Source organism: Nostoc sp. UHCC 0870 (assembly GCF_022063185.1).
Classification (GTDB): domain Bacteria; phylum Cyanobacteriota; class Cyanobacteriia; order Cyanobacteriales; family Nostocaceae; genus Trichormus.
Window position 1 is genome coordinate 3,456,509 of the sequence record NZ_CP091913.1, and the last position, 25,035, is coordinate 3,481,543.

Annotated in this window: 17 protein-coding genes and 3 pseudogenes; 14 read left to right on the plus strand and 6 right to left on the minus strand. The window is 37.7% G+C overall.

From position 1 onward, the window contains the following. Positions 1-52: 52 nt before the first annotated feature. The 4 genes from L6494_RS14590 to L6494_RS14605 form a co-directional block, all read right to left on the minus strand. Positions 53-1,054, minus strand: coding sequence for an aldo/keto reductase (locus tag L6494_RS14590; protein ID WP_237988440.1), 1,002 nt, complete (start codon positions 1,052-1,054; stop codon positions 53-55). Positions 1,055-1,318: 264 nt separating this feature from the next. Next, on the minus strand, positions 1,319-1,762 hold the full coding sequence (locus tag L6494_RS14595) for an NHLP leader peptide family RiPP precursor (RefSeq protein ID WP_237988441.1): 444 nt from the start codon (positions 1,760-1,762) through the stop codon (positions 1,319-1,321). Positions 1,763-1,852: 90 nt separating this feature from the next. Further along, a complete protein-coding gene (locus L6494_RS14600; RefSeq protein ID WP_237988442.1) occupies positions 1,853-2,287 on the minus strand; it encodes an NHLP leader peptide family RiPP precursor in 435 nt (144 codons plus the stop codon). A 74-nt stretch (positions 2,288-2,361) separates the two neighbouring features. Beyond that, positions 2,362-2,751, minus strand: a complete 390-nt coding sequence (locus L6494_RS14605; RefSeq protein ID WP_237988443.1) for an NHLP leader peptide family RiPP precursor — start codon at positions 2,749-2,751, stop codon at positions 2,362-2,364. Positions 2,752-3,144: 393 nt separating this feature from the next. Between L6494_RS14605 and L6494_RS14610 the strand changes: the two genes are divergently transcribed. From L6494_RS14610 to L6494_RS14645, 8 genes and pseudogenes are all read left to right on the plus strand, one after another. Further along, the gene (locus L6494_RS14610; RefSeq protein ID WP_237988444.1) at positions 3,145-3,519 is read left to right on the plus strand and encodes an NHLP leader peptide family RiPP precursor; all 375 of its coding nucleotides are present in this window, start codon (positions 3,145-3,147) and stop codon (positions 3,517-3,519) included. Between the two features lie 231 nt (positions 3,520-3,750). After that, entirely contained in the window at positions 3,751-4,125 is a 375-nt protein-coding gene (locus L6494_RS14615) for an NHLP leader peptide family RiPP precursor (protein ID WP_237988445.1), read from the plus strand. A gap of 116 nt (positions 4,126-4,241) precedes the next feature. Next, on the plus strand, positions 4,242-4,619 hold the full coding sequence (locus tag L6494_RS14620; RefSeq protein ID WP_237988446.1) for an NHLP leader peptide family RiPP precursor: 378 nt from the start codon (positions 4,242-4,244) through the stop codon (positions 4,617-4,619). A 55-nt stretch (positions 4,620-4,674) separates the two neighbouring features. Continuing rightward, positions 4,675-5,025 (plus strand): NHLP leader peptide family RiPP precursor, encoded by a 351-nt coding sequence (locus L6494_RS14625; protein ID WP_237988447.1) that lies wholly within the window; start codon positions 4,675-4,677, stop codon positions 5,023-5,025. Between the two features lie 108 nt (positions 5,026-5,133). Continuing rightward, positions 5,134-5,469, plus strand: a complete 336-nt coding sequence (locus L6494_RS14630; protein ID WP_237988448.1) for an NHLP leader peptide family RiPP precursor — start codon at positions 5,134-5,136, stop codon at positions 5,467-5,469. A 253-nt stretch (positions 5,470-5,722) separates the two neighbouring features. Then, a complete protein-coding gene (locus tag L6494_RS14635) occupies positions 5,723-8,995 on the plus strand; it encodes a type 2 lanthipeptide synthetase LanM family protein (protein WP_237988449.1) in 3,273 nt (1,090 codons plus the stop codon). 195 nt (positions 8,996-9,190) lie between these two features. Next, positions 9,191-10,417: an ISL3 family transposase gene (locus tag L6494_RS14640; protein ID WP_237988450.1), complete on the plus strand. Its 1,227-nt coding sequence runs from the start codon at positions 9,191-9,193 to the stop codon at positions 10,415-10,417. 76 nt (positions 10,418-10,493) lie between these two features. Then, positions 10,494-10,658: pseudogene (locus tag L6494_RS14645) on the plus strand (ISAs1 family transposase); the annotation flags it as partial. A 292-nt stretch (positions 10,659-10,950) separates the two neighbouring features. Here the strand turns inward: L6494_RS14645 and L6494_RS14650 are convergent. Then, positions 10,951-11,992, minus strand: a pseudogene (locus L6494_RS14650) (IS1634 family transposase); the annotation flags it as partial. Between the two features lie 110 nt (positions 11,993-12,102). Here L6494_RS14650 and L6494_RS14655 point away from each other — a divergent pair. Both L6494_RS14655 and L6494_RS14660 read left to right on the plus strand, forming a co-directional pair. Beyond that, on the plus strand, positions 12,103-13,026 hold the full coding sequence (locus tag L6494_RS14655; RefSeq protein WP_237988452.1) for a hypothetical protein: 924 nt from the start codon (positions 12,103-12,105) through the stop codon (positions 13,024-13,026). A gap of 1,297 nt (positions 13,027-14,323) precedes the next feature. Next, a pseudogene (locus L6494_RS14660) lies at positions 14,324-15,193 on the plus strand (ISAs1 family transposase); the annotation flags it as partial. A gap of 434 nt (positions 15,194-15,627) precedes the next feature. Here the strand turns inward: L6494_RS14660 and L6494_RS14665 are convergent. Continuing rightward, entirely contained in the window at positions 15,628-15,819 is a 192-nt protein-coding gene (locus L6494_RS14665; RefSeq protein ID WP_237988453.1) for a hypothetical protein, read from the minus strand. 539 nt (positions 15,820-16,358) lie between these two features. On the opposite strand from L6494_RS14665, the gene L6494_RS14670 reads away from it, so the two are divergent. The 4 genes from L6494_RS14670 to L6494_RS14685 all read left to right on the plus strand — a co-directional run bounded on the left by L6494_RS14670 (position 16,359) and on the right by L6494_RS14685 (position 24,924). Continuing rightward, positions 16,359-17,378 (plus strand): PAS domain-containing sensor histidine kinase, encoded by a 1,020-nt coding sequence (locus tag L6494_RS14670; protein WP_237988454.1) that lies wholly within the window; start codon positions 16,359-16,361, stop codon positions 17,376-17,378. 108 nt (positions 17,379-17,486) lie between these two features. Next, complete coding sequence (locus tag L6494_RS14675; protein ID WP_237988455.1) at positions 17,487-17,699, plus strand: helix-turn-helix domain-containing protein; 213 nt, start codon at positions 17,487-17,489, stop codon at positions 17,697-17,699. Positions 17,700-17,835: 136 nt separating this feature from the next. Then, entirely contained in the window at positions 17,836-22,230 is a 4,395-nt protein-coding gene (locus tag L6494_RS14680) for a two-partner secretion domain-containing protein (RefSeq protein ID WP_237988456.1), read from the plus strand. Between the two features lie 24 nt (positions 22,231-22,254). Next, a complete protein-coding gene (locus L6494_RS14685) occupies positions 22,255-24,924 on the plus strand; it encodes a CHAT domain-containing protein (protein WP_237988457.1) in 2,670 nt (889 codons plus the stop codon). Positions 24,925-25,035: the final 111 nt, after the last annotated feature.

Below are 25,035 nucleotides of genomic sequence, written 5' to 3' on the forward strand. Positions count from 1 at the left end.
ACTACACCTACAAGGGATAGAGTTTATCAGCGACTTCCAATCAATAACTCAATTACTCATTTTTTGCTTGTCGAATGAGCCGGAATAATTCTCTAGGAGGTAAGTTCTTAATATTGATATCATACCGAACCATATCCGCATATAAATTGAGATAATCAATTTCTTTAGGGGAAAGTTTGCCTTTCTGGATTGCAGCGATCGCCTGATCAATTTCCTCTCTGTTTGTCACCCCTGTCAAGGCGATGTCTACACAGTTTTGTGATAGGGAATAACGATAAAAATCAGGTACATCAGGCCGCCAACACCACTCAGGCAATGTTGGATGGGGCATTATATGCTCCCCTATAGATTTAAATGTCACGATTCCTGAACGTTGTGGATCTTCTGCATCTAAATTTGCAAATATTTTTTTCTGTGCTGCTCGATGAGCTGGATTATGTCTCACCATCATCACATCTAAAAAAGGATGGTTAAGCCATGCTTGAGCGAGATTGAGATTGTGAAATGATGCACCAATATAACGAACAGCACCCATTTTTTTCAGCCGCTCAGATACCCCATAAGTTTCTTCTACAAATCTTTGATATACCGTATTTGGCCCTCGCAAGTGGGGAGAATGTTCTAAGCAATCTTGGATAACTACAGCATCGCGATCGCCAACCCAGCCCCAGAATAATACATCAATATAATCAATCCCTAATTCTTCAAACTGATCAATCAGAATACCAAATAAAGATTCTGGACTCTTAATATAAGTCACCGTCGCTAAAACTACTTTTTCCCGTACAGAAGAACCACGCCCACACAGTTGACGCAGGGCATCTGCCATATTTATATAAGTATAATGATGCAAATCACTAGAATAGAAAAAGTAGTTAATTCCTTGTTCAAACGCATAGATGGTATCTTCACTAGAGATACCGCCTCCACCACCTATACCCAAACAACTTACTGTTAAATCAGTACGCCCTAGTTGGCGGTAAAAAGGCAAACTAGGATGACTGTTAGCGGATAGATGATTATCAGATTTAACTACAGAAATTAGCTGTTCCATAAACTTAATTTGTGATTAATTGAAAATTATTCCTAAAAAATAGGGGAGAGTTGATTTTCAATCTCCCCCGAACTATAGGCTTTTACGAAGCTATAAAATTTGTGTTCCTCCCATTCAAAATAAGGGATTCATGGTTGATTTAAAGTAAGATTAGTTAAGGTTATTTACAAATGTTAAATACTGTATATGTGGTGAAATTAACAGCAAATAAACTTTTGTAATTAACTTAACAAAAATCATCCTCCCAATCAGGAACAAGCAAATTTATTTTTTCTTCAAGAATTCTTTGGTATAGAGAGATGCAGCGTAGCTTCCACCTACTGCTGATGCACCCAATCCTGAAGTATAGACTTTGTGGGCAAGCCTTTTAGTGTCCTTCGATGGATTAAGTGCTTTGGAAAGGGCTTTGGTAATAGCTAGGAAACCACCACCAGCGATCGCTTGTAGCTCTTCCTCGGAAATATCTTCTAAATCCCCTTCTTTAAATTGTGGACGCATAGGTAGTACAAAGTACAAGTTTGTTGGGGTTTCTTCTAGAACTTGTACACTCACTTCTGCGGGTAATTCTACATCGAATTCCCGTGCGATTACTGCTCTAGGATTTTCCAGTAACTCTTGTCTATAGGCTTCACTCTTCCAAGCTCTAGCAATGATTTTTGCTTCTAGATTCTCTTGGGTATTGTCTAGTGTTTGTTCTTGTTCGCTCATTTTTTTCTCCTTAATTCAATGATGTATCGAGCAATCAACTGTGCAGAATATGGAGGATAAGGCTTGATATGTTTATAGGGTAGATATTGCTTAATGTCTTCCACCGCTACCAATACCTGCGGATATACCTCCGGCACTCACTGATGCTGCTGTGTATCTAAGGGATTTGTTTTTTGCCACAGCTATTGACCATTTCCTGGTGAAAGCGACAGAGACGGAAATGGCTTTGGAAAATGCAAAACTACCACCAGCTATCGCTTCTAGTTCTTCCTCAGAAATATCCTCTAAATCGTCTTCTTCAAATTGCGGACGCATAGGGAGTACAAAGTACAAGTTTGTTGGGGTTTCTTCCAGAACTTGTACACTCACTTCTGCGGGTAATTCTACATCAAATTCCCGTGCGATTACTGCTCTAGGATTTTCCAGTAACTCCTGTTTATAGGCTTCACTCTTCCAAGCTCTAGCAATGATTTTCGCTTCTAGATTTTCTTGGGTATTATCTAATGTTTGTTCTTGTTCGCTCATTTTTTCTCCTTAATTCAATGATAAATTGAGTAGTAGAAATTGTGGATATGTATCGTGAAAATTCTGGAAATTAGCTACTTAGCCTTGTCTTTACGCCGCTGGGTAAATCGTCTGAACTGGTCAACAGCAACACTAAGGACAGATGAAAATATTCCTTTAGACAACTCTATTTTACCAGCTATACCTCCAGCTACTTGTGCTAGTTCTTCATCGGAAATATCCTTTAAATCTGCTGCTGAAAAGTCTGGGCGCATAGGCAGTACAAAGTACAAACTTGTCGAAGTTTCTTCTAAAATTTGTACATTCACTTCTGCGGGTAATTCCACATCGAATTCCCGTGAAATTACTGCTTTAGGATTTTTGAGTAACTCTTGTTTATAAGCCTCACTCTTCCAAGCTCTAGCAATAATTTTTGCTTCCAGATTTTCTTGGCTATTCTCTAGTGTTTGTTCTTGTTCACTCATTTGCCTGTACACTTAGTATTTACTTAGTCAACTAAATCTGAACAAAGTATTTCATCAACCCAGATATATTGTTCTAGGATGAGGCGAGAAGGTGTTTTTTTTGAACTCATTTGTTGAACTAACATAAGTTCGTTGTCTTTTTGTAGTTCAACATTTAAATGATATTAAGTAAAGATTGATATTGCTATGCAGATTTTATAGTAACAACTCTCATTTTTTTATTTATGAATAGGGTCATATCTAAGCATTTTTTATATTTATTGTCAATGTGTAAGTGCTAGTAGTTATAAATAAATATTTGTCATTTACAACCTTGGATAATACGTCTAATCTGAAGGCAAGATAGATTAAGGCAATACAGATTAATATCGCTATTAACTAGGAAAATCAATCATGACTATAAACTCCGAAGAATTCGATACTGAAACCCTGGAAGAGCGCATGATTGCTAAGGCAATAGAACACCATGCTTATAAACAACGTTTATTAAGCAATGCCAAAGCAGTTTTAGAAGAAGAGTTAGGTGCTGAGTTACCAGAAGATGTATCAGTTGAGGTCTTACAACAAAGTTCAAAACAACTCTATTTAGTGCTGCCAATTGATATTGATGAGATTGTTCGCGATGGTATTCTCTCTCACGAAGAACTGGAGACTATTGCAGGAGGAACTATATTAGCCGTATCAAAGTTAACTGCTAATCTAAGTGTTTTTGCGAGCATAGACTATGCTGCTAGAAAAGCGTGGGGGAAATGGAAAAGTAAACGATAACCTTGCTTTTAAACTGCACAATTGCTAATGAAGTTTGTTGATAGGAGTCAATAAATAAAATCAAAGAGTTTGCAAGTTAGAAACCCTACAGATTAACAGACATCTTGCGCTTGTGTCGGAAAGCAGATTTATGACGAATATTGACTTATCAAGTATTAACCTATTTTTGCTTGTTGACAAAGTTACAAGATATGAATTTAAGTACAAAAATTATCCATTGGAGAATTAATCATGACTACTAATTCTGAACCATTAACTCCTGAAAGTTTGCAAGAGCATATTATTGCTAAAGCAATGGAAGATCCCGCTTACAAACAACGCTTGTTAAGCGATACTAGAGCGGTTTTAGCAGAAGAGTTAGGTGCTGAGTTACCAGAAGATGTATCAGTTGAAGTTTTACAGCAGACTTCAAAACAACTCTATTTAGTATTGCCAATTGATATTGATGAACTAGTTCGTGATGGTATTATTTCTCAGTCAGAACTAGAGGCTGTTGCAGGGGCATCAATATCCGCACTATCAAGGTTAATTCGTGATGGAGCTGCTAGTGCAGCTATTTTTGCATCCATTGAATACTCTCTTAAAAGAGTGAAGCGTAGAAAGTAAGATCGTTGCCATCATTCCTGAAATTTTTCGACCTTTTTCTTTCTTTATATTCTAGTCAAAGATGAAGGTTAAATTTAATTCTGCAAAGGTTATATTCTCCAAATTCATCATCTATTATGGCTACAAACTCTGAACCATTAACTCCTGAAAGTTTGCAAGAGCATATCATTGCTAAAGCAATAGAAGATCCCGCTTACAAACAACGTTTATTAAGCGATACTAAAGCGGTTTTAGCAGAAGAACTAGGTACTGAGTTACCAGAAGATGTATCAGTTGAGGTTTTACAGCAGAGTTCAAAACAACTCTATCTAGTATTACCAGTTGATATTGACGAACTAGTTCGTGATGGTATTATTTCTCAGTCAGAACTAGAGGCTGTTGCAGGGGCATCAATATTCGCAGTATCAAGGTTAATTACCAAGACAGCTGCTCAGGTAGCTGTTTTTGCATCTTTTGAGTATTCTATTAAACAAAATAGGAATAGGAAAAAGTAAGAGCATCAATATTCAAGTTCATTATTCAAGTTCATTTACTAGTGGAGAATCAATCATGTCTACAAATTCTGAAGCATTAAATCCCCAACAGGTTCAAGAGCGCATCATTGCTAAAGCAATGGAAGACTCTATTTATAAGCAACGCTTATTAAATGACCCTAAAGCAGTCTTGGAAGAAGAGTTAGGTGAAAAACTACCAGCAGATTTGACAATTCAGGTTCTACAACAAAGTTCCAAAAATCTCTATTTGTTGTTGCCAATTGATATTGATGAACTAGTTCGTGATGGGATGTTGTCTGAGTCTGAATTAGAGGCTGTAGCTGGAGGATTTCTTTTTCTTGCAGCTACTCCCTATGTTGTTAAACAATCTCCCAAAATCTCAAAAGCAGTCAAGAAATGGTTTTAGTAATCATTCAAGATATCTCCTCCCTCTGTTAGAGAACTGTTTCACACATCAATGTATTTCTAGCAACTCCGTCAATTGCAACTTTTAATAACCACTGGAGAGTAAATCATGAGTACAAATCACCAAGAATCTAATGTAGAAGACTTTAAAAATAGACTAATTGCTAAAGCAATGGAAGACTCTGCGTATAAAAAACGCCTGTTAACTAATGCCAAAGCAGTCGTCGAAGAAGAACTAGGTACAAGTTTACCTTCAGATTTGAGTATTCAAGCTGTACAACAGAGTCCAAAGCAACTTTATCTGTTGTTACCACCAGAGATTGATGAAAATATGAATGATGGAGAACTCAGCGAACAAGAATTAGAGGCTATAGCTGGTGGTGGGTATCTTGATAATGTTAAGAAATTTTTTCGTAATAAGTTTGTGCCGCAGAGCAATCGGTAACATCATATTTAGGGGAATGTAAAAAAGTAAGGAAGCAGGGGGAGCTTTTACATCCGATAGGAAATAGTTTGTAGCTTTTTCCTTTCCCATCTCATAGATTTCCACACCTTAACTCTAATCTCATCTAGGTGTTGTGCATTTTTATGCACAACACTTAACTCTATCAACAAATAAGCTTATTGGAATTAGATTTAATTCAGTTTTTAGAACGTGGTTACTATTTTTTATTCAAGCCCTATTTTTTTGATATCCTATGGAATTTACCCACGAACAATTAATTAGCATTGTAGAAAAAGCTAGTACTTTGTCTGAGCGTCTTAGTTCTAAATTTATAGTAAATTATATAAAAAATATAGATGATTTAGTGAATACCAGAATAGAGAAATGGCGTGAAGCTGCTGCTAATGGGGACGATAAAAAATTTGAAAATCGCCTAATTTGGGATGGGTTGACATTAGAAGATGCTCGTCGTGCTGTTTCTCCCGTTTCTCTAATCGATCAAATCAGTTTACCCTCTTGGACAGAAACATTAAATAGGGGTGTTAAGGCAGCAACAATTGCCTTTTCAGAAGATATAAAATCTAACTGTATCGACTCTGAAGAACCTATTCCTTTTGAAGAACTATTTTTACCTTTTATTTATACAGCTAGAGAAAAATTAGCGGCGCGGATAGGAGAAAATTATCAGCAGCTTTCCGATACAGCTCATGGATTGCTAGAAAGGAGATTACTGATTTCTCTTTCTGAAATTGCTGCTTATGCGGTGGAGTTGAAATTTTCTAGTTTTCGCGCAACTAGACAATCTGCGATCGCTTATATTTTCAAACAGTCAGATAATAATGTTAGACGCGATCGCTATGAAGCATTTATCAAGCAAATGCTCCATGAGCATGGACTCATAGGTTTTTTCCTGGAATATCCTGTTTTAGCAAAGGTGTTAGCTTTAAGCATAGATTTCTGGGTTGATGCTATTGCCGAATTTTTGTCACAATTAGCCGCAGATTATGCAGAGATTCAGCAATTATTCCAACCAGATGGGGATTTGGGACAAGTTGTGGAAGTTAATTCTAATCTTTCCGATCCTCATAATAATCATCATACGGTGATAATTATTACTTTTACTTCTGGCTTAAAATTAGTATATAAACCAAAGGGTTTACATATAGATGAAGCATACTTCAATTTGTTATCTTGGTTGAACCAACAAGAAATTGATTTAAAATTTAAGTGCTTAAAAATATTAAATCGTCCCAATTACGGATGGGTTGAATTTGTAGAATATTCACCTTGCGAAGATCAAAAAGCAGTACAACGGTTTTACCAGCGCACTGGAATCTTATTAGGGTTGTTATATATCTTGAGAGGTAATGATTGCCATGTTGAAAACCTCATAGCTTGTGGGGAACATCCAGTTATCATTGATTTAGAGACAATAATACACCCCACAATTAAGGATAAAGAAGACGATAGTCAACCTCTCAACGCATTTGAATTAGCTCTAAGATTTTTGCTACAGGATTCTGTATTACAAACTCACTTACTACCACAGTGGCACACAGTACTGGGTGGAAAACTAGTCTATGATCTCAGCCCATTAGTGGTAAATGATGAGCAAGATGCTCAATACAATAGTCCCATTTTTCTTAACATTAACACCGATACAATGCGTCTTAAGTATGAGCAGATTCCTATAGATTTTGGCAAAACTCATCTACCATCATTGGGAGAAGTGCAGATATCTCCAGATAATTATGTAGAAGATTTAATCATCGGCTTCAAAAAAATATATTCTTTGATCATCAATCAAAGAGAATTTCTGTTAGGTGAGAATAGTCCCCTATTAAATTTTTCTCATCAACGAATTCGGCTGTTATTTCGGGGAACTCAGTCTTATGCTTCTATATTAAGTAATGCCCAAAAACCAGAATATTTCAAAGACGGAGTTGATCACAACATCAAATTAGAACTTCTTAGTAGAGCTTATATTACACAGGAAAGTAAGCCCTTATTTTGGCCATTGTTAGAGCAAGAACTCCATTCAATGGTGCAGATGGATATTCCTTATTTTAGCACTTTTACAGATAGTGATTCCTTATTTGCTGGATTGTCATCAGTGCCTTTTGTAGATTGCATCATACCCACTTATCCAGAAGTTGTAAGTCGAATTAAAAAATTGTGTGAAACCGACTTAAAGCGACAAATAGAAGTTATTCGAGGTGCTTTTAATACTAGTATTATCGCCAATCATTCAGAAGGTACTTTGGCTATTAATCTTGCACAAACAGAGCCAAATCCTGAGAATATTACACCATTAAGTCGAGATGAATGTTTAGAACAGGCGATCGCCATTGCTCAGAAAATCCAATCCCAAGCATTTTATACTGATGATAGTGCTGCTTGGATTGGATTGGAATATATTCCGAAATTCCAACGGTTTCAGTTAAAAGCTCTTGGACATCATTTATATGATGATAGTGGTGGAATCGCTTTATTCTTAGCCGCATTATGGTCAGTTACCAAAGATGAACAGTATCGTCGCTTATCCCTCAAGGGATTGCACCCATTGCGTCAATATTTAAGTAATTTAACCCCAGATAAGTTAACAGAATTAACCGAAAGTGTAGATATTGGAGTTTGCACGGGATTTGGCTCGCTTATCTATGCACTATTGAAGATTAGTAACCTGTTAGATGAGCCAGTTTTGTTAGATAATGCCAAACAAGTTGCTAATTTAATCACACCAGATATCATTAGTAAAGACCAAGATTTAAATATTAGTTCAGGCTCGGCCGGTGCGGTGTTAGCATTCCTCTCGTTGTACACAACGACTGGCGACACATGGTATTTAGAACAGGCTATTAGTTGTGGAAATCATATATTGCAGCAGGGAATCGCCAGTGATATAGGGATTAAAGCTTGGAAGACCGCAGAGAAGAAACTGTTACCAGGGTTTGCTTATGGTGCGGCTGGTATTGCCTATGCCTTGCTGAGATTATATGATATCACTTTGGATGGTAGTTTCTTGTTAGGTGCAAAAGAGGCGATCGCCTATGAACGCAGTCTTTTAGTTGCCGAAACTGCTAATTCCTCGGAAGCCAGCCATCAAAATCATTCATTCTCCCTTGGTTGGAGTCATGGGACGGCTGGTATTGTGTTAGCTCGTTTGGGTAGTCTGACGATATTTGATCATGAAGAAATTCGTCAAGAAATTGCTAGTGGTTTAAATACTATCCAAAAAAGTAATTCCAATATAGTTGATAGACTCTCTTGTGGTAACTTTGGCATCGTTGATGTTCTCCTAGAAGCTTCTATGAGATTTTTAGATCCTAATTTGTTACAAGATGCACAACAACGAGCAGTGTTGCTTATAAATAAATCACAGCAATCTGGTTCTTTCTATTTGTTTTCTCCACATCACCAAGATATGTATAATCCCGGTTTCTTCAATGGTATGGCTGGAATTGGATATGGGTTATTAAGACTTAGCTATCCACAATTATTACCTTCAATTTTGTTATTTGATTAACTCCTAAGTAAGTCGGCGGAAAAATTTAGGCTCTCCCAGAGTAGTTATGCTAGAATAGCATGAATAAATCCAGTATAATTCAATAGAATTAGCAGTGATTAGTGGCGATAATCCAAGCTGGGAAGGAGTTATACAAGCAATTAAGACTATAAATAAGCAAGAAAGGTTGAGAATAAAATTAGCATTTTAATAAATATGCCTTCTAATCCCCTACTTCATTTTATTACTAAAGTTATTAATATTGAAGATATTAAGGTTGTGAATTACAATTTTATCACCGATGATGAAATCGTAATTGAAATCCAAAGTCAGTCAAAAGTTGCTCAGTGTCCTCGCTGTGGAAAGACAACTGATAAAACTCATCAAAATCATTGGTATATGGTCAGAGATATACCCATGAGTGGCTATCAAGTAATTTTAAAAGTAAATCGTCGTCAATTGAAATGTACAGAATGTCAGAAAGTATTCAGCGAAAAACTGTCTTTTGTAAAAAGTAGAAGAACTTACACAACAAGACTAGGGATGAAAGTAATCAAGGAAGTATTAGAGACGGATGTGGAGAGTGCAGCTAGAAGAAATAGAATGACACCATCTGAGATAGAAACAATATTAAAAGAGTTAGAAGCAGATTTGCTAAAAGAAAAACCTCGTCAGATAAAAAAGCTAGGAATAGATGAAATCACACAATTAAAAGGGGGAAAGAATTATGCAGCAGTATTAGTAGATTTAGAGACAAGAAGACCCATAGCTTTGTTAGAAAAAAGAAATAAAGCAGTTATAGCAGAATACTTATCCAGTCTAGGTTCAGAGGTACTGAATCAAATAGAAGAAGTCAGCATAGACTTATGGATACCCTATAAAAGTTTAATCCAAGAAATGCTACCGAATGCTCAAGTGGTGGCAGATAGATTCCATGTCATGAAACAAATAAACCAGGAGTTAGACGCAAGAAGAAAACAGGAAAAAAGAGCAGCAGAGAAAATTAAAAATCGCCAAGAAAGAGAAAAGAAATTAGCTGGCTTAACTCACAGTAAATACCCTTTGCTAAAGAAAAAAGAAAGCCTGAGTGATGAAGAAAAGGCGAAGATAGCTTCACTCCAAAAAGTTGCTCCAGAGTTAGGAGAAATGTATCGGAATAAAGAAGCAATTAGAGATATATTTGAAAGTCCGATAACCAGTGATGAAGCCTTAGATAAATTCCTGGAATGGACTCAAGCAGCTTATAAATTATTCCCCAAAAGTTGTCGAACCATCTGTAGATGGATAGATGAAATTCTTGCTTATTTTGATCACCGAACTACTCAAGGTATCGTAGAAGGAATTAATCAGAAGATTAAGCTCATTAAACGCAGAGCTTATGGCTTAACTAACTTTAATAGTTTTAGAAGAAGGGTTTTACTAAATTGGTATTTCTGTTGTTAATTTAACATATCTAGTCTGGGAGAGCCAAAATTTATAGCTATACGGATAGAAAAAGCGAAAAGTTTGTGGGGAAGGTTTCCTTCCACAAAACTTTGCTTTACTACGTCGCATTGCCATCAATGCTTTAGAGCGAGAATCGTCTTTTCGTCGCAGTATTCGCCAAAAATCACGACGAGCAGCTATGAACGATCGCTACATGCCTTCTGTGTTAGCTGCTGTTCTCTCAAACTCAGTCCCATAATCCCCCTGTCAATAGGGTTTGAGACGCGCTAACCCTGCCACAAAATTTCCAATTTAAACTTCAATTCCCAAGATTTCTACAATTGTAGAAATCTTGTATCCGCTCAATAGTTCGGGGTCAGGAGTTATTCGGGCATCCATGACCAACCCAAGGGATGAAGAGCAGATTTTTCGCGAATAATAGACCCCAAAGATGGAATATTCCCAAGCTGAGAAATGCGGTCACACACATACTCAAAAAAGCTGATTTCTAACTCCCAGTTCGCCCATTTTTTTGGGAGTTAGAAGAAAGACTACTCAGGAGTAAAAGATTGACCATCAAGTTGGGTGTAAATACTGATTGGAAAGCCCAGTAAAGCAAGAATACGCTTTTGCAAAGGTGAAAGAGCAGTCAAGTGAGCATAAATTTCGTTTTTAACCTCAATCAATAGCAATGTAATCTCTTTAAATGCAGCCAGAATTATTTCTGCGCCCTTGTCTTGCAGTTTCTCGCTTCGGATTGCCAACATAGAGACCCGCAAGTTTTTCTTTCTCTTTTTCTAGATTGTGGCGAACCTGAAATTCTAAAAGGTTTAAAACTCGCAAACCAATAGAAAGTAGTCTGATTAAACCAGTAATATGGTCTTCACGTTGTAAATACATCGGAGTCAAGGAAAGAGGAAAGTTTTTCAGCCTCGCAAATCCTCGTTCCATTAAGTACTCATCTCTATAGGCACGAACTGCTTGTTTTAAACTAAATTCAGTTTGATGTTTATTTGTAACGTAAACCCGCCAGCCTAACATTTGGATTTGTGCTTTAACTGCGGATTCGTCAATCTTAAAACTCAGGTCAAACGATACTTCTTCTACTATTCTAGCTGGGCGGTCTCGGTATCTTTGTTGAACTTTTTTAACTTTTTTTGTTTGAATATCAACTTGAAATAATCCACTGGTTTTATATTTGTTGAGAATAGCTTCACATATTTCTAACCATTCCAAGTGTGAAGTGAGCTTTTTCTTGCCACGTCGAGGCACTTTCAGTTGTTCTAGAGCATCTACTGTTTTCTGTATTCGTTCACGTAGATGTTTTTCTGCTGTTTTTTGAATCGCAAACGAGCGCACAATTAATTGTCTTTCCGACCAAGATATTTCTTGTCCATCAATCTCTATTTCATGGATAATCTCTCTTTCAAAGCCATCAGCTATGTTTTTGCTTTTTGCATCTGCATATTCGTAATCTATAGTTGTTAGTTCTTGTTGACCATCCCAAACTGGTTGGAGATATTTGCTTAGTTCTTCGTTAGATACTTGCTTGGCTGTTAAAGGACATAAGTAAAAATCTCCGCCCCATACTAATTCAAGAAGCGGAATTAAAAGAACAAGCAAGGCAGGTAGCAATTAAATGTCAGAGCGATATCAAACGATTACTGCGCTGGTATCGGGAAGAGCGGAAAGTTTCACCAGGTATGGAGCAGGCAGTTATACTTGTCCACATTTTTGTTGCTAAATTCTTATATCGTGATGAAACTGACAAGCTTCAAGCAGAGGACTATGAAGATATCCCTGTAATTATCATGTTACGTCAACTCTTAAGGGAGGTGATGAAGCGGGTAGATACAGCTGCTCCTACCATTGATATAGACAAGAAATGGTTAGACTGGCCAGAGTGGTTGAGACTGGTGGAGACCTTGCGTCAGGAAGCTACTGTAGTAGCCTATGTACGCCCAAACAGAAAACAGCCTTCCGGATTACGTGTGCTTCGTGGCATAGGGCAAAGTCTTCAGGTTTTCTTATTATGTAGTTTTTGGGCTTTCTTGCCACCTGACCGTCAAAGAACTGTGCGAGAGCTAGAGGAGGGGAAAACTTTAGTTTGGAAAGATGATAAATGGCAGATTCACCTGAAATCTGGCGATACGAAGATTGACAATGAAGAGGAATGGATTCCTATTCCTAACGTCAAATTTGAGGATGGTACTTGTTTGTATCAATATTTCCAGGCTTGGTTGCATGATTGTAAAGCTTTACCTAGTTATGCCCACTTGCAGTGGGAAGGGGGATTAAGAGCTGTGTTTGCTCCCCAACATAGTTGCTGTTTCACAATGGTTGACAGTGGTAAACCTTTAACAGGTGATGCCGTTTGCAATTATGTCAAGCGCAGAGCTTATCGATTGACTAAAAAAGCAATTACGCCACATCTAACTCGTTCCATGTATATTACATACTTAGAAGAAAATGGTGTGCCAGAAAACGTAATGGTGTCTACTGCTAAATCTATGCACCACAGTCGAGCTACTCAACGTAAGCATTACGATAAGCGTCAGCAGTCTAAGAAAATGCAGCCAGGACTTGATTTGGCTGTCCAAGTTGCAGAGTCTATTCTGCACAAGTAAGTGTTTATAGCGTTTCTCAATCTAGTGAAGTACATTTTTAAAGCTACTGGTTTTTATATAGAAGGTTGAGTGTACTTCAGTTGCCTGGGAAACGCCATAAATGATGAATGAAATGAAGTAAATTTTTGAGTCAGGATTTTTAACAAGTTTTTAGGCCTAGTCAAGCAAAAAATGGGTGAATTGCGTTTTTTGAGCTTGCAGGAGTTAGAAAACCTCCAATCTTCTGATACTTTGGCTGAAACACTTGAATAATTAAATATGTAATAGTATGATTTGATACGGATGAATTAAATCTGCTGCATACACTTAATTCTCCAATAGATTTTCATAGCTTGGGAAATTTATTGCAACACGATTTCCTTTCCTAACGTAAAGCTACCACATTCATCTATCTCAAATTATTCAGTAGATTTATTTGTCAGCCCTTCATTTATCGCATCTCAAATACTTTCAACATTTTGTTCTCTCAGAGCTGATTCGTAAAAAAATCTGAAGGAGATTCAACTAATTACCAGTTTTAAGTTTCAGCGAACAATTGCTGTATTAGCTCAAATTCCTGAAACACTTACAAGGTGATTATTTTACTTTAGTTCATAAGTTAGCTCTCCAAAAATTCTCATTTCACTCGAATGGCTTGCAATGAACAAAAAAGATTTCAACTTTCGCTATTCTCAAATTAACTAACAACGATACTTATGATTTATGAATCTTGGTCACAAGTTGTAATTCGCACAGTTCTTGAATGGGAAAAACGTAAAGCCGAGTTAAGTTCTACCCCGGCTATCCCAGAACAAAAAACAAAGTCCAAAAACAAGACTGCTTAGTAATGATACTCAATGGCTTTTACAAGGTTGTCATCTACACATATTTTTTAATATAGCCGTTGAGTATTAATCTATTATATGGAGAATTTACTCATTACCAGGAACGGCGATATTCATCTAATTTAGCCATTGCACTATTTCCTCTGTTTCAAGTTTTGTAAGGTGCGTCAGTATAAATAGTTTTGTGTCTGATTAGATTTTTTCGCACTGACGCACCCTAGAGCTACTACAGCTACAATACCTGATGAAATTTATCATAGTTGCAATGTAACAGCGCGATCGCAATCTGGTTTTGAGGTCATACTATTCTGCTTCTGTTCCCAAGATAACCAGGGCGAACGCATCTAAATATAGTACATAAATACTAAACTAAGGCTGGAAAAAAGGCAGCGTTCGCTCATGGGATAGAGGTTGAGCAATGAGGCTTTGATGGTAAAGTCATAGTAAAAATAGTAATATTGCCCAAGGAAAGCGTGAAGCTCAAGCCCAAAATCACAATAGCAGACCATTTTGCTGTGATGTCAGACCCACGAATAGATCGTACAAAGCGACATAAATTGATTGACATTTTGACCATTGCTTTGTGTGCAGTGATCTGTGGAGCAGATAGTTGGGTGGCAATTGAACTATATGGCGGCACAAAATATGAATGGTTAAAAACGTTTTTGGAGTTACCAAACGGCATTCCGTCACACGATACATTTGCGCGAGTCTTTGCACAGTTAAACCCCCAACAGTTCCAAGAATGTTTTCTGTCATGGATGAGATAAGTACAAAAGATAACATCAGAGGAGATAGTAGCAATCGACGGGAAAATTTTGTGTGGTTCTAACGATAAAACATCTGGGCAAAGTGCGATTGAAATAGTTAGTGCCTGGGCGACGACAAATAGAATGGTACTGGGTCAGGTAAAAGTAGATTCTCATTCTAATGAAATTACAGCAATCCCAGAGTTATTAAAGGTGCTAGAACTGTCTGGATGTATTGTGACAATAGATGCAATCGGCTGTCAAAAAAATATTGTGAAGTTAATCGCCCAGCAAGATGCAGACTACGTAATTACCTTAAAAAAGAATCAAGGAAATCTTTACAATCAAGTAGAAGAACTAATTGCTGAAGGAATAAGAACAGACTTCCAAGGATTAAAGCATAGCACGTATAAAACAGAAGAATTTGGTCATGGTCGTCACGAAATTCGTCATTATCTAATGTTATCTAATATCGGAGAAAAGCTTGACCCAGATTCAGTCTGGGCAAAATTAAATAGCATAGGCATGGTGGAGTCTGTACGAGAATTCGATGGCGAGACAACTGTAGAAACCCGTTATTTTATTAGTAGCCTGCAAGATATGGATAATCATTATGGCTCTCCTAGACTAGCTATGTAAAATTCATACTTAATACTACATTGAATTATTACATAGCCAGGGATTTAAAAAAATAAAGCGAATTTTTATTAAATTGTTTATTTTGTATCGCTACAACCTTGCTATAGCAACTACTTAACCATGTTTTTATTATTAATTTATCATAACGACTCTGGGAGAGCAATCATTATTTAACTAGATTACTTTCCTTAGCTTAAAGCTGTTTTATCAGACATTGAGTTAGGCTGTCAATACTTTTATATTTAAGGTTGCAATCATCTAATTAATCTTGCTTACTTTCTGCTAATTGTTGATTAAAATTACATCTTCATGTCAAATTATAACTTTTTAATATCTGAGTTGACACTTTGATTTGCACTCACTATTTATCTAAGTTAGTTGACTTTATTTTAGACATTTGAATTTGCTTTCCGATTCTTATTAGCAATTAAGATGCGTTCGCCCTGTCCTTGTAGTACAATCATCTCGACATCTCTTAAATGGCGACCTACTCTAGCAAAAACTACACCATCTATATTTTTTAGCACTATTTCTAAATTCATCAATTTCTCCCAAATAAAATAGGACTGTGGAGTATACATTACTTTGTAATTTACTCACACTAATTTTATATTAATTTTATTATTTTAATTGGCTGATGGAGACAAGTTAACATAGTTAACATATTAAATTACATTAAAACTTAACCAAATCAAATGTAGAACCTATAAGTTATTTTATTCTTAAACGAAGCTTAACATTCAAAGATAAACATTTGCGATACTATGCTTTAGGTTATTAAGAATAACTTAGTTAACTCAAAAGATTACAGAGATCAAAAAAATGTTCCCTAAGAAGTTGTTTGAAAAGTTGTTTGAAAAGTGGTTAGGTGTGATTCTAAGCACTTGTAGATCCCCACTAAACCCCAGAAAGCTTCCTAAAATACCTATTTTTAAAGGGATTTGAGGGGTATATAAAAAGTTTTACTACCAACAAAAGGAATTTTCACACATCCTCTAACAATCGGTTATCGGAATCCTGTTCTTGATTAAGTAGATCAACAAAAATATTTACAGTCATTCCGAGAGCCAGTTCACTAGGCCTCTGTTTTGTTTTTAAAGATCAACAATGACAAGGCTTTTTGGTAATAATTGGTAGTCATGCAGATATCAGACAAAGTGAAACTATATTTCAAGTCTTAATAGAAGCAACTGATGTCATGATACTTGTCCTTCGAGATGGGTACATTTGCTATGCAAATCCTACGGTTAAGGAAATCACTGGTTACACAGAAGCAGAGTTGAGAGTCCATACTGATTTATATCAACACATCCAAAAGCAAGAGAAGCAGCAATATATTGCTTCACAACGCCAAGAGGCTAAGTTAATCAAGAAAAATGGTGAAGAATGTTACCTAAATTATTCGCTTAAAACCATTACATTTGAAGGCAAGCCAGCTAAATTATTGACAGCGGTAGATATTACCAAACACAAGCAAGTAGAAAAGAGAATTCAACAAACTCTAGAACGAGAAAAGGAAATCGGAGAAAACAGATTACAGTTTATCTCTATGATTTCCCATGAATTGCGTGTGCCATTGAAAGTCATCTCATTTGCGACTAACTTACTCAAACTTTACAGTGAATGTTGGAGTCACGAAAAAAAACAAGAATACTTTAATCGGCTGCAAAAAGGAGTCGAAATGCTGAATCTGCTAATTGATGAAGTTTTAATTATCGGTAGAATGGAGACAGGAAAGTTAACGTGTGAGCCAAAACCACTCGATCTCTTACAGTTTTGCCACAATCTCCTAGCTGAACTATATCCAAATGATAGATACCAGCACCATATTAATTTTTCCAGTCAAGGCAATTCTTCATTAGTTAGCGTAGATAAAAGAATGCTTCAGCTGATTCTGACGAATCTGCTAGAAAATGCTGTTAAATATTCTCCAGATGGCAGTATTGTCAGTTTTTTATTATCCTACCAATCTGAAAAAGTGATTTTTCAGATTAAAGATCAGGGTATTGGAATTGCACCTACAGATTTAGAAAAATTGTTTGAACCATTTTATCGAGGTAAGAATGTCGGTGATTTACCTGGTAATGGATTGGGACTAGCCATGCAAAATACTAATTTTGGCAACTTGTTATTAGGGTGAGGAAGAAATAGATGACAAAAGTATTAGTGATTGAGAATGAGCAACAAATTAGAGAGATGTTGCTAGATTGTTTAGAGACAGAAGGATTTGAAACGATTGGCGCAAATAATGACAGCAGCACGCACTTTGTTGTTAGAAACAAACCAGTCTGTAGAGAAAATTGCTTTAGCAGTAGGCTATCAGAGTCTTAACCATTTTTTTCGTCAATTTTGCGAATACTATGGCAACACTCATCAATCCTGGCGAAAAAAATATGGCATTAATACAAGAAGTCTCAGATCAACAAAAAAATTAGAACTTGCTAAAGAGTTAGTTAGGTAAGTCTGATTTTGTACTAGGTTCAAAAACAGGGTTGATTAAAAATTTGTGGAGATGAAACCCTAAATTATTCGTTGATCAACATTTATATCATTGCAACACAATCAACCTAGAAAACTATTTTGTATCAGAGGGTGGAATGTTTGAGGCAACTATAAGCTTAAGTAGTATAGTCAGGTTAAATATGGCGATCGCTGCGGTCATAGGTGCAGTAATTTGGTCTAAAAATCCTGCCATTGCCCAAATTAATCCAGATACCACTCTACTCAATAATTCTACGGTCACGACGAATGGTAATATCATCAATATTCAAGGTGGTACTCCAGTCGGAAGCAATTTATTCCACAGTTTTCAAGACTTTTCTGTCCCCACTGGTAACATAGCGTATTTTAATAATGCCCTAAATATTCAAAATATTATTAGTCGAGTTACGGGGCAATCTATATCTAATATTGATGGGTTAATTCGTAGCAATGGTACAGCTAATTTGTTTTTCATTAACCCAAATGGCATTGTATTTGGTCAAAATGCACGGTTAGATATTGGTGGGTCATTTTTTGCTAGTACAGCCAACATGGTGAAATTTGCTGATGGCTTTGAGTTTAGTGCTGTCAACACTTCCCAAACTCCTTTGTTGACTGTAAGTGTACCTGTGGGTTTACAAATGGGTCAAAATCCAACTTCAATTCAAGTACAAGGTAACAGTCTAGAAGTACAACGAAATCAGACATTAGCTTTAGTAGGTGGTAATTTAAGTCTAGAGGGAGCAACCTTAAGGACTACTGGAGGATCTATAGAACTAGGTAGTGTTGCAGGTATTGGTTTAGTTAGCATTACTCCTAAGAATCAAGGCTTTTCCTTGGGTTATGAAAACCTCCAAAGTTTTGGGAATATTGACATATCCCAACAGGCAGAAATTAATGCTAGTGGTATAGGTGGTGATATACAGGTGCAGGGTAAACGAGTTACCTTAACCGATGGGGCGAATATTGAAACATCTACTACCTTATCAGAAAAAGGTGGTAATTTAACCGTCACGGCTGAATCTATCAATATCACTGGTACATCCACTAACGGAGTTCCCAGTACATTGATTGCTTTATCCCTGCCTGATTCTACAGAGGATGGCGGAAATTTGACAATTAACACCCGTGATTTACTGATTGAAAATGGCGCACGGATATTTGCTGGTACATTTGGTGCGGGAAAGGGTGGTAATTTAACTGTCAATGCTGAATCTATCAATATCACTGGTACATCCACTAATGGAGTTCCCAGTACATTGCTTGCTTCATCGCAACTTGGTTCGGGGAATGGGGGCAATTTGACAATTAACACCCGTGATTTGCTGATTCAAAATGGGTCGCAAGTTGGTACTACTACATTTGGCACGGGAAAGGGTGGTAATTTAACTGTCAATGCTGAATCTATCAATATCACTGGTACATCCACTAATAGGGCTGTCACTTTCTTGCTTGCTGCATCGGGTCGTGGTTCGACAGGGAATGGGGGGAATTTAACTATTAACACCCGTGATTTGCTGATTCAAAATGGCGCGCAAGTTATTACTAGTACATTCAATACGGGAAAGGGGGGGAACTTAACCGTTACTGCTGACTTTATCAATCTCACTGGTTCTTCCACTCGCTTATCTGCTTCATCAGAAGGTAATAACATGGGGGATGCAGGAGATATAACCATTAAAACCCGTGATTTGCTGATTCAAAATGGCGCACAGGTGAATGCGAATACATTTGGGTTAGGAAAGGGGGGGAATTTAACCGTTACTGCTGACTCTATCAATATCACTGGTACATCCACTAACGGAATTTCCAGTGGCTTGTCTGCTTTATCAAGTTCTGATGCCACAGGGGATGCAGGACAGATAACCATCAACACCCGTAATTTGCTGATTCAAAATGGCGGACAAGTTAATACTAGTACATTTGGTGTGGGCAAGGGAGGAGATTTAATCGTCACTGCTGAATCTATTAATCTCAGTGGTGCTTCCAGTGGCTTGTTTGCTATATCGGGTTTTGACACCACAGAGGATGGAGGAAATGTGACTATTAACACCAGTGATTTACTCGTTGAAAAAGACGCACGAGTTGCAACTGGTACATTTGGCGCGGGAAAGGCAGGGAATTTAAGCGTTACTGCTGACTTTATCAATATAACTGATTCTAGGAGTGCGTTGTCTGCTTTCTCAAGTTTTGATGCTACAGGGAATGCAGGAGATATAACCATTAATACCCGTAATTTGCTAATTCAAAATGGTGGACAGGTTTTTACTAGTACATTTGGTGCGGGAAAGGCAGGGAATTTAAGCGTTACTGCTGACTTTATCAATATAACTGATTCTAGGAGTGCGTTGTCTGCTTTCTCAAGTTTTGATGCTACAGGGAATGCAGGAGATATAACCATTAATACCCGTAATTTGCTAATTCAAAATGGTGGACAGGTTTTTACTAGTACATTTGGTGCAGGAAAGGGGGGGGATTTAAAGGTTACTGCTGATTTTGTCAATCTCACTGGTGCTTCTGGTTTATTTGCTTCCTCAGAACTTAATAGTACAGGGGATGCAGGAGATATAACCATTAATACTCGTGATTTGCTAATTCAAAACGGCGCACAGGTGAATACTAGTACATCTGGCGTAGGAAAGGGGGGGGATTTAAAGGTTACTGCTGAGTCTATCAATCTCACTGGTGCTTCGACTGGTTTATCTGCTTCATCAGACCTTAATAGTACAGGGGATGCAGGAGATATAACCATTAATACTCGTGATTTGCTAATTCAAAACGGCGCACAGGTGAATACTAGTACATCTGGCGTAGGAAAGGGTGGGAATTTAAACCTCACTGCTGATTTTATCAATATCACTGGTAGATCCACTACCACTAATGCTCCGAGTGGCTTGTTTTCGTCATCAGACCCTGATACGACAGGGAATGCGGGAGATATAACCATTAAAACCCGTGATTTGCTAATTCAAAACGGCGCACAAGTGGTAACTGGTACATTTGGCACAGGAAGGGGGGGGGATTTAACCGTCATGGCTGAGTCTATCAATGTCACTGGTTCTTTCAGTGGCTTGTTTGCTTCATCAGCCCCTGATACGACAGGAGACGCAGGAGATATAATCATTGATACGAGTAATTTGCTGATTCAGAATGGTGGAGTAGTTAGTAATAGTACATTTGGTGCAGGAAAGGGTGGGAATTTAACGGTCACGGCTGAGTCTATCAATCTCACTGGTTCTTCCAGTGGATTGTTCGCTGCATCAGAGCCTAATGCTATAGGGAATGCGGCAGATTTGACAATTAAAACTCGTGATTTACTGATTGAAAATGGCGCAGTAGTCAGTGCTAGTACATTTGGTGCAGGAAAGGGTGGGAATTTAACGGTCACGGCTGAGTCTATCAATATCACTGGTAGATCCACTAATAATAATTTTCCTAGTGGGTTATTCACTTCATCAAGTTTTGATGCTATTGGTAATGCGGGAAGTTTAACTATTAACACCGGTGATTTATGGATTCAGAATGGTGGAGTAGTTAGTGCTAGTACATTTGGTGTGGGAAATGGCGGGAATTTAACCGTCACGGCTGAGTCTATCAATATCACTGGTTCTTCCAGTGGATTGTTCGCTGCGTCAGAACCTAATGCCATAGGGGATGCAGGAGATTTGACAATTAAAACTCGTGATTTACTGATTGAAGATCGAGGGGGAGTATTTGTGAACAGTTTAGGCCAAGGTAATGCTGGGAATTTAGACATTAATGCTAATTCTATTCGTCTTGATAAACAGGGAACAATTAACGCAGATACTAGAGGTGGTGGGGGCAATATATTCTTGAGATCGTCTTTAATTGTATTACGTAATCAAAGTGCGATCGCTACCAATGCTACTGGCGAAAATATTCCTGGAGGCAACATCACTATCGACACTACAGATGGTTTCATTGTTGCTGTTCCCCAAGAAAACAGTGATATCAGTGCTAATTCGGCTGAATTTCGAGGTGGTAATGTGACAATTAATGCTATGGGGATTTTTGGCATCCAGTCCCGCAATGTAATTACTCCAGAAAGCGATATTACTGCCACAGGTGCAAGTCCAGAATTAAGTGGTAACATCCAAATAAACACATCCGATACTACTCCCAGCCGAGGATTGATTAATTTACCCAGCCAACCAGTAGATATGAAAATTGCTCAAGGTTGTCAAGTCAGTGTCAGTGAAAATCAAAGTAGTTTTGTAGTTACAGGAAGAGGTGGCTTACCACAAAATCCCAGAGAAGTTTTTTACACAGATCAAGTACAACTAGATTGGGCAACTCTTAGCCCAAAAGGTAACAACCGCGATGAGCCAACTGTCACCATAAATTCTACTATTGGTCAACCCATGAAGATTGTCGAAGCTACAGGGTGGGTAACTAATATGAAGAATGAGATATTACTCACAGCCAGTTCCACAAATTTGGCTGATCAAAATCCCTCAGAGCAACCAGCTATCTGTGCTGTAGCTAAATAGGGTTAAATTCAAGTTATATAAAATATGTTGTTAAAAATTGGTAAATTTTGGGAAATATTACCAGAAAAAAGCACACATCTGCTAAAAAAATGGCAACGCCATATCAGCTTAATTATGCTGGTGATATTATTTTTAGTAGGAATGATTTTGCCTAGTACAGCTCAGAGGGTGGGGCTAAAACTACTCGCTTCAGATTTAAATAACACAGAAAAGTTGGCACAACAGGGTAGAGATTTGTACGAAGCTAAACGGTTTGGTGATGCTATCGAAATTTTACAGCAAGTTGCCAGAAACTATGCTGCGGAAGGGGATAAATTGCGTCAGGCAATGACTTTAAGGAATTTATCCTTAGCTGAACAAGAACTTGGCTTATGGACAGAAGCACAAACAGCGATCGCTCAAAGTCTAGAGTTATTAGAAGCACTAGAAAAATCTCCAGAGCGATCGCTCCTTCTAGCTCAAACTCTAGATGTCAAAGGACGCTGGCAATTAAAACGAGGACAAACGGAAGCTGCACTGCAAACTTGGCAACAAGCTGCTGATCTCTATACGCAAATCGGCGAACACACTCAATTAATCCGCAATCGCATTAATTCAGCCCAAGCTTTGCAAGTTTTGGGATTTTACTCTCAAGCTCAGAAAATGCTGATCAATGTTCAGAAAAAATTAGAAAGTCAAGTAGAATCACCTCTAAAGGCTACTGGACTGCGTAGCCTCGGTGACGTTTTGCAAGCAATTGGTGATTTAGATCAATCAACGCAGATATTACAGCAGAGTTTAAAAGTAGCTTTATCCTTCCAAGCAAATCAACAAGTTGCGGAGGCTCTCATCAGTCTCGCGAATACAGCCCGCCTCAAAGGTGATATTCAAGGCACTTTCAACTTTTATCAACAAGCTCTCAACATATCTATTCCCACAAGTACCCGCGTTCAATTGCTGTTGAATCAATTTAGCTTACTAGTAGAAAGAAAACAATGGCAAACTGCCGCAGAGTTATCACCTCAAATTCAGTCGGAAATTAATCAGTTGCCTCCCAGTCGCATGGCAATTTACGCTCAAGTTAATTTTGCTCAGAATTTAGCCAAACTAAAACAGAAATCTACATTAGATATTCATTCATGGTTAGATATTGCCCAAATTTTGGCAAAAGCTATGGAACAGGGGCAAAGCTTAGAAGATAAGCGAGCGGAATCTTATGCTATGGGTACTCTGGGCTGGTTATATATGCAAACTGACCAATTAGCTAATGCAGAAGACCTGACAAAAAAGGCTTTATTGATCTCTAATAGTATTCAAGCATCGGATATTAGCTATCAGTGGCAATGGCAGTTAGGACGTTTACTCAAAACTAGAGGGGATATTAAAGAAGCACTTACTCTATACAACTCAGCATACAAGACTTTACAATCTCTGCGTAGTGATTTAGTGGCGTTTAACTCAGACGTGCAGTTTTCCTTCCGGGAAAATGTCGAGCCAGTATATAGAGAGTTAGTAGATTTGCTGTTGCAAACAGATAAAGATATTACTACTTCAGGATCAAAGGAATTGGCTAACAATCAAGAGCGTCTCCAGCAAGCTCGTGATGTCATTGAATCCTTACAATTGGCAGAGTTGGATAATTTCTTTCGGTCAGCCTGTTTACAGCCGAAACAAACAATTGATCTAGTAGTTGAACAACAAGACCCACAAGCAGCATTTATCTATCCGATTATTTTGCCAGACCGCCTAGAGGTGATCCTGAAATTACCATCACAAGAAAAATTGCTGCAACATAAGACAATAGTAGCCCAAGATAAATTTGAGAATACCATAACAGAACTAAGAAAATACCTGCTAGATGTGACTGCAACTATTAAGGTACAGCAAAAATCTCACCAGGTATATGATTGGCTAATCAGACCAATCGAAACAGAACTGACCAACAGTGGTATCAAAACTTTAGTATTTGTTATGGATGGTGTATTACGGAATATCCCGATAGCTGTTCTCTATGATCAGCAACAGGAAAAATATTTAGTAGAGAAATATGCGATCGCCTACGCACCTAGTTTACAAATTATTGAACCCAAACCTCTGCAAAATATTAAGTTAAGTATTTTAACAGGTGGAGTCGGAGAACAACGCCGAATTGAAAACCGCGAATTTCCTACACTCCAAAATGTAGGGCGTGAATTAGCAGAAATTAGGTCACAAGTATCTCTAAGTCAACAACTATTCAATCACACATTTACCAAAACTAACCTACAGAAGCAACTAAAATCAAAATTCTTCTCCGTTGTTCATATAGCTACTCACGGTGAGTTTAGTTCCAATCCCGAAGAAACCTTTATTCTCACTTGGGATAAATTACTCAAGGCTAAAGATTTTGAGAACTTAGTTAAACTTAGCGAGTTTAATCAGATTAGCCCTATTGAATTATTGGTACTAAGTGCTTGTCAAACCGCCAGAGGAGACAAAAGAGCAGCTTTGGGACTAGCTGGTATAGCTGTGCGGGCGGGAGCGCGTAGCACTCTAGCGACTTTATGGTCAGTAGATGATAAATCTGTCACTGAAGGTATGAGTCGGTTTTATCAACAACTGAAGACTGGAGTGAATAAATCAGCAGCACTTCAGAATATGCAACTGTTTCTCATGAATCAGGACAAACGCCCATACTTCTGGTCTTCTTATGTTCTACTAGGAAATTGGCTTTGAGCTTTTGCTAGTTTGAAGCAGGATATTCCATCTCGGACGTTACATACTGGAATTTAGACTAAGCAATGCAAAATAACACAGCAGGGCTGAGTGAATCGGAGGCATCCCAAA

What these genes read in the sequence shown, in the direction of transcription:
- L6494_RS14620 (WP_237988446.1), top strand. Translation starts at nt 4,242, where the DNA reads ATGGCTACAAACTCTGAACCATTAACTCCTGAAAGTTTGCAAGAGCAT.
- L6494_RS14600 (WP_237988442.1), bottom strand. Translation starts at nt 2,287, where the DNA reads ATGAGCGAACAAGAACAAACATTAGATAATACCCAAGAAAATCTAGAA.
- L6494_RS14625 (WP_237988447.1), top strand. Translation starts at nt 4,675, where the DNA reads ATGTCTACAAATTCTGAAGCATTAAATCCCCAACAGGTTCAAGAGCGC.
- L6494_RS14590 (WP_237988440.1), bottom strand. Translation starts at nt 1,054, where the DNA reads ATGGAACAGCTAATTTCTGTAGTTAAATCTGATAATCATCTATCCGCT.
- L6494_RS14615 (WP_237988445.1), top strand. Translation starts at nt 3,751, where the DNA reads ATGACTACTAATTCTGAACCATTAACTCCTGAAAGTTTGCAAGAGCAT.
- L6494_RS14665 (WP_237988453.1), bottom strand. Translation starts at nt 15,819, where the DNA reads ATGTATACTCCACAGTCCTATTTTATTTGGGAGAAATTGATGAATTTA.
- L6494_RS14655 (WP_237988452.1), top strand. Translation starts at nt 12,103, where the DNA reads ATGGAGCAGGCAGTTATACTTGTCCACATTTTTGTTGCTAAATTCTTA.
- L6494_RS14635 (WP_237988449.1), top strand. Translation starts at nt 5,723, where the DNA reads ATGGAATTTACCCACGAACAATTAATTAGCATTGTAGAAAAAGCTAGT.
- L6494_RS14685 (WP_237988457.1), top strand. Translation starts at nt 22,255, where the DNA reads ATGTTGTTAAAAATTGGTAAATTTTGGGAAATATTACCAGAAAAAAGC.
- L6494_RS14610 (WP_237988444.1), top strand. Translation starts at nt 3,145, where the DNA reads ATGACTATAAACTCCGAAGAATTCGATACTGAAACCCTGGAAGAGCGC.
- L6494_RS14675 (WP_237988455.1), top strand. Translation starts at nt 17,487, where the DNA reads ATGACAGCAGCACGCACTTTGTTGTTAGAAACAAACCAGTCTGTAGAG.
- L6494_RS14640 (WP_237988450.1), top strand. Translation starts at nt 9,191, where the DNA reads ATGCCTTCTAATCCCCTACTTCATTTTATTACTAAAGTTATTAATATT.
- L6494_RS14595 (WP_237988441.1), bottom strand. Translation starts at nt 1,762, where the DNA reads ATGAGCGAACAAGAACAAACACTAGACAATACCCAAGAGAATCTAGAA.
- L6494_RS14680 (WP_237988456.1), top strand. Translation starts at nt 17,836, where the DNA reads ATGTTTGAGGCAACTATAAGCTTAAGTAGTATAGTCAGGTTAAATATG.
- L6494_RS14605 (WP_237988443.1), bottom strand. Translation starts at nt 2,751, where the DNA reads ATGAGTGAACAAGAACAAACACTAGAGAATAGCCAAGAAAATCTGGAA.
- L6494_RS14630 (WP_237988448.1), top strand. Translation starts at nt 5,134, where the DNA reads ATGAGTACAAATCACCAAGAATCTAATGTAGAAGACTTTAAAAATAGA.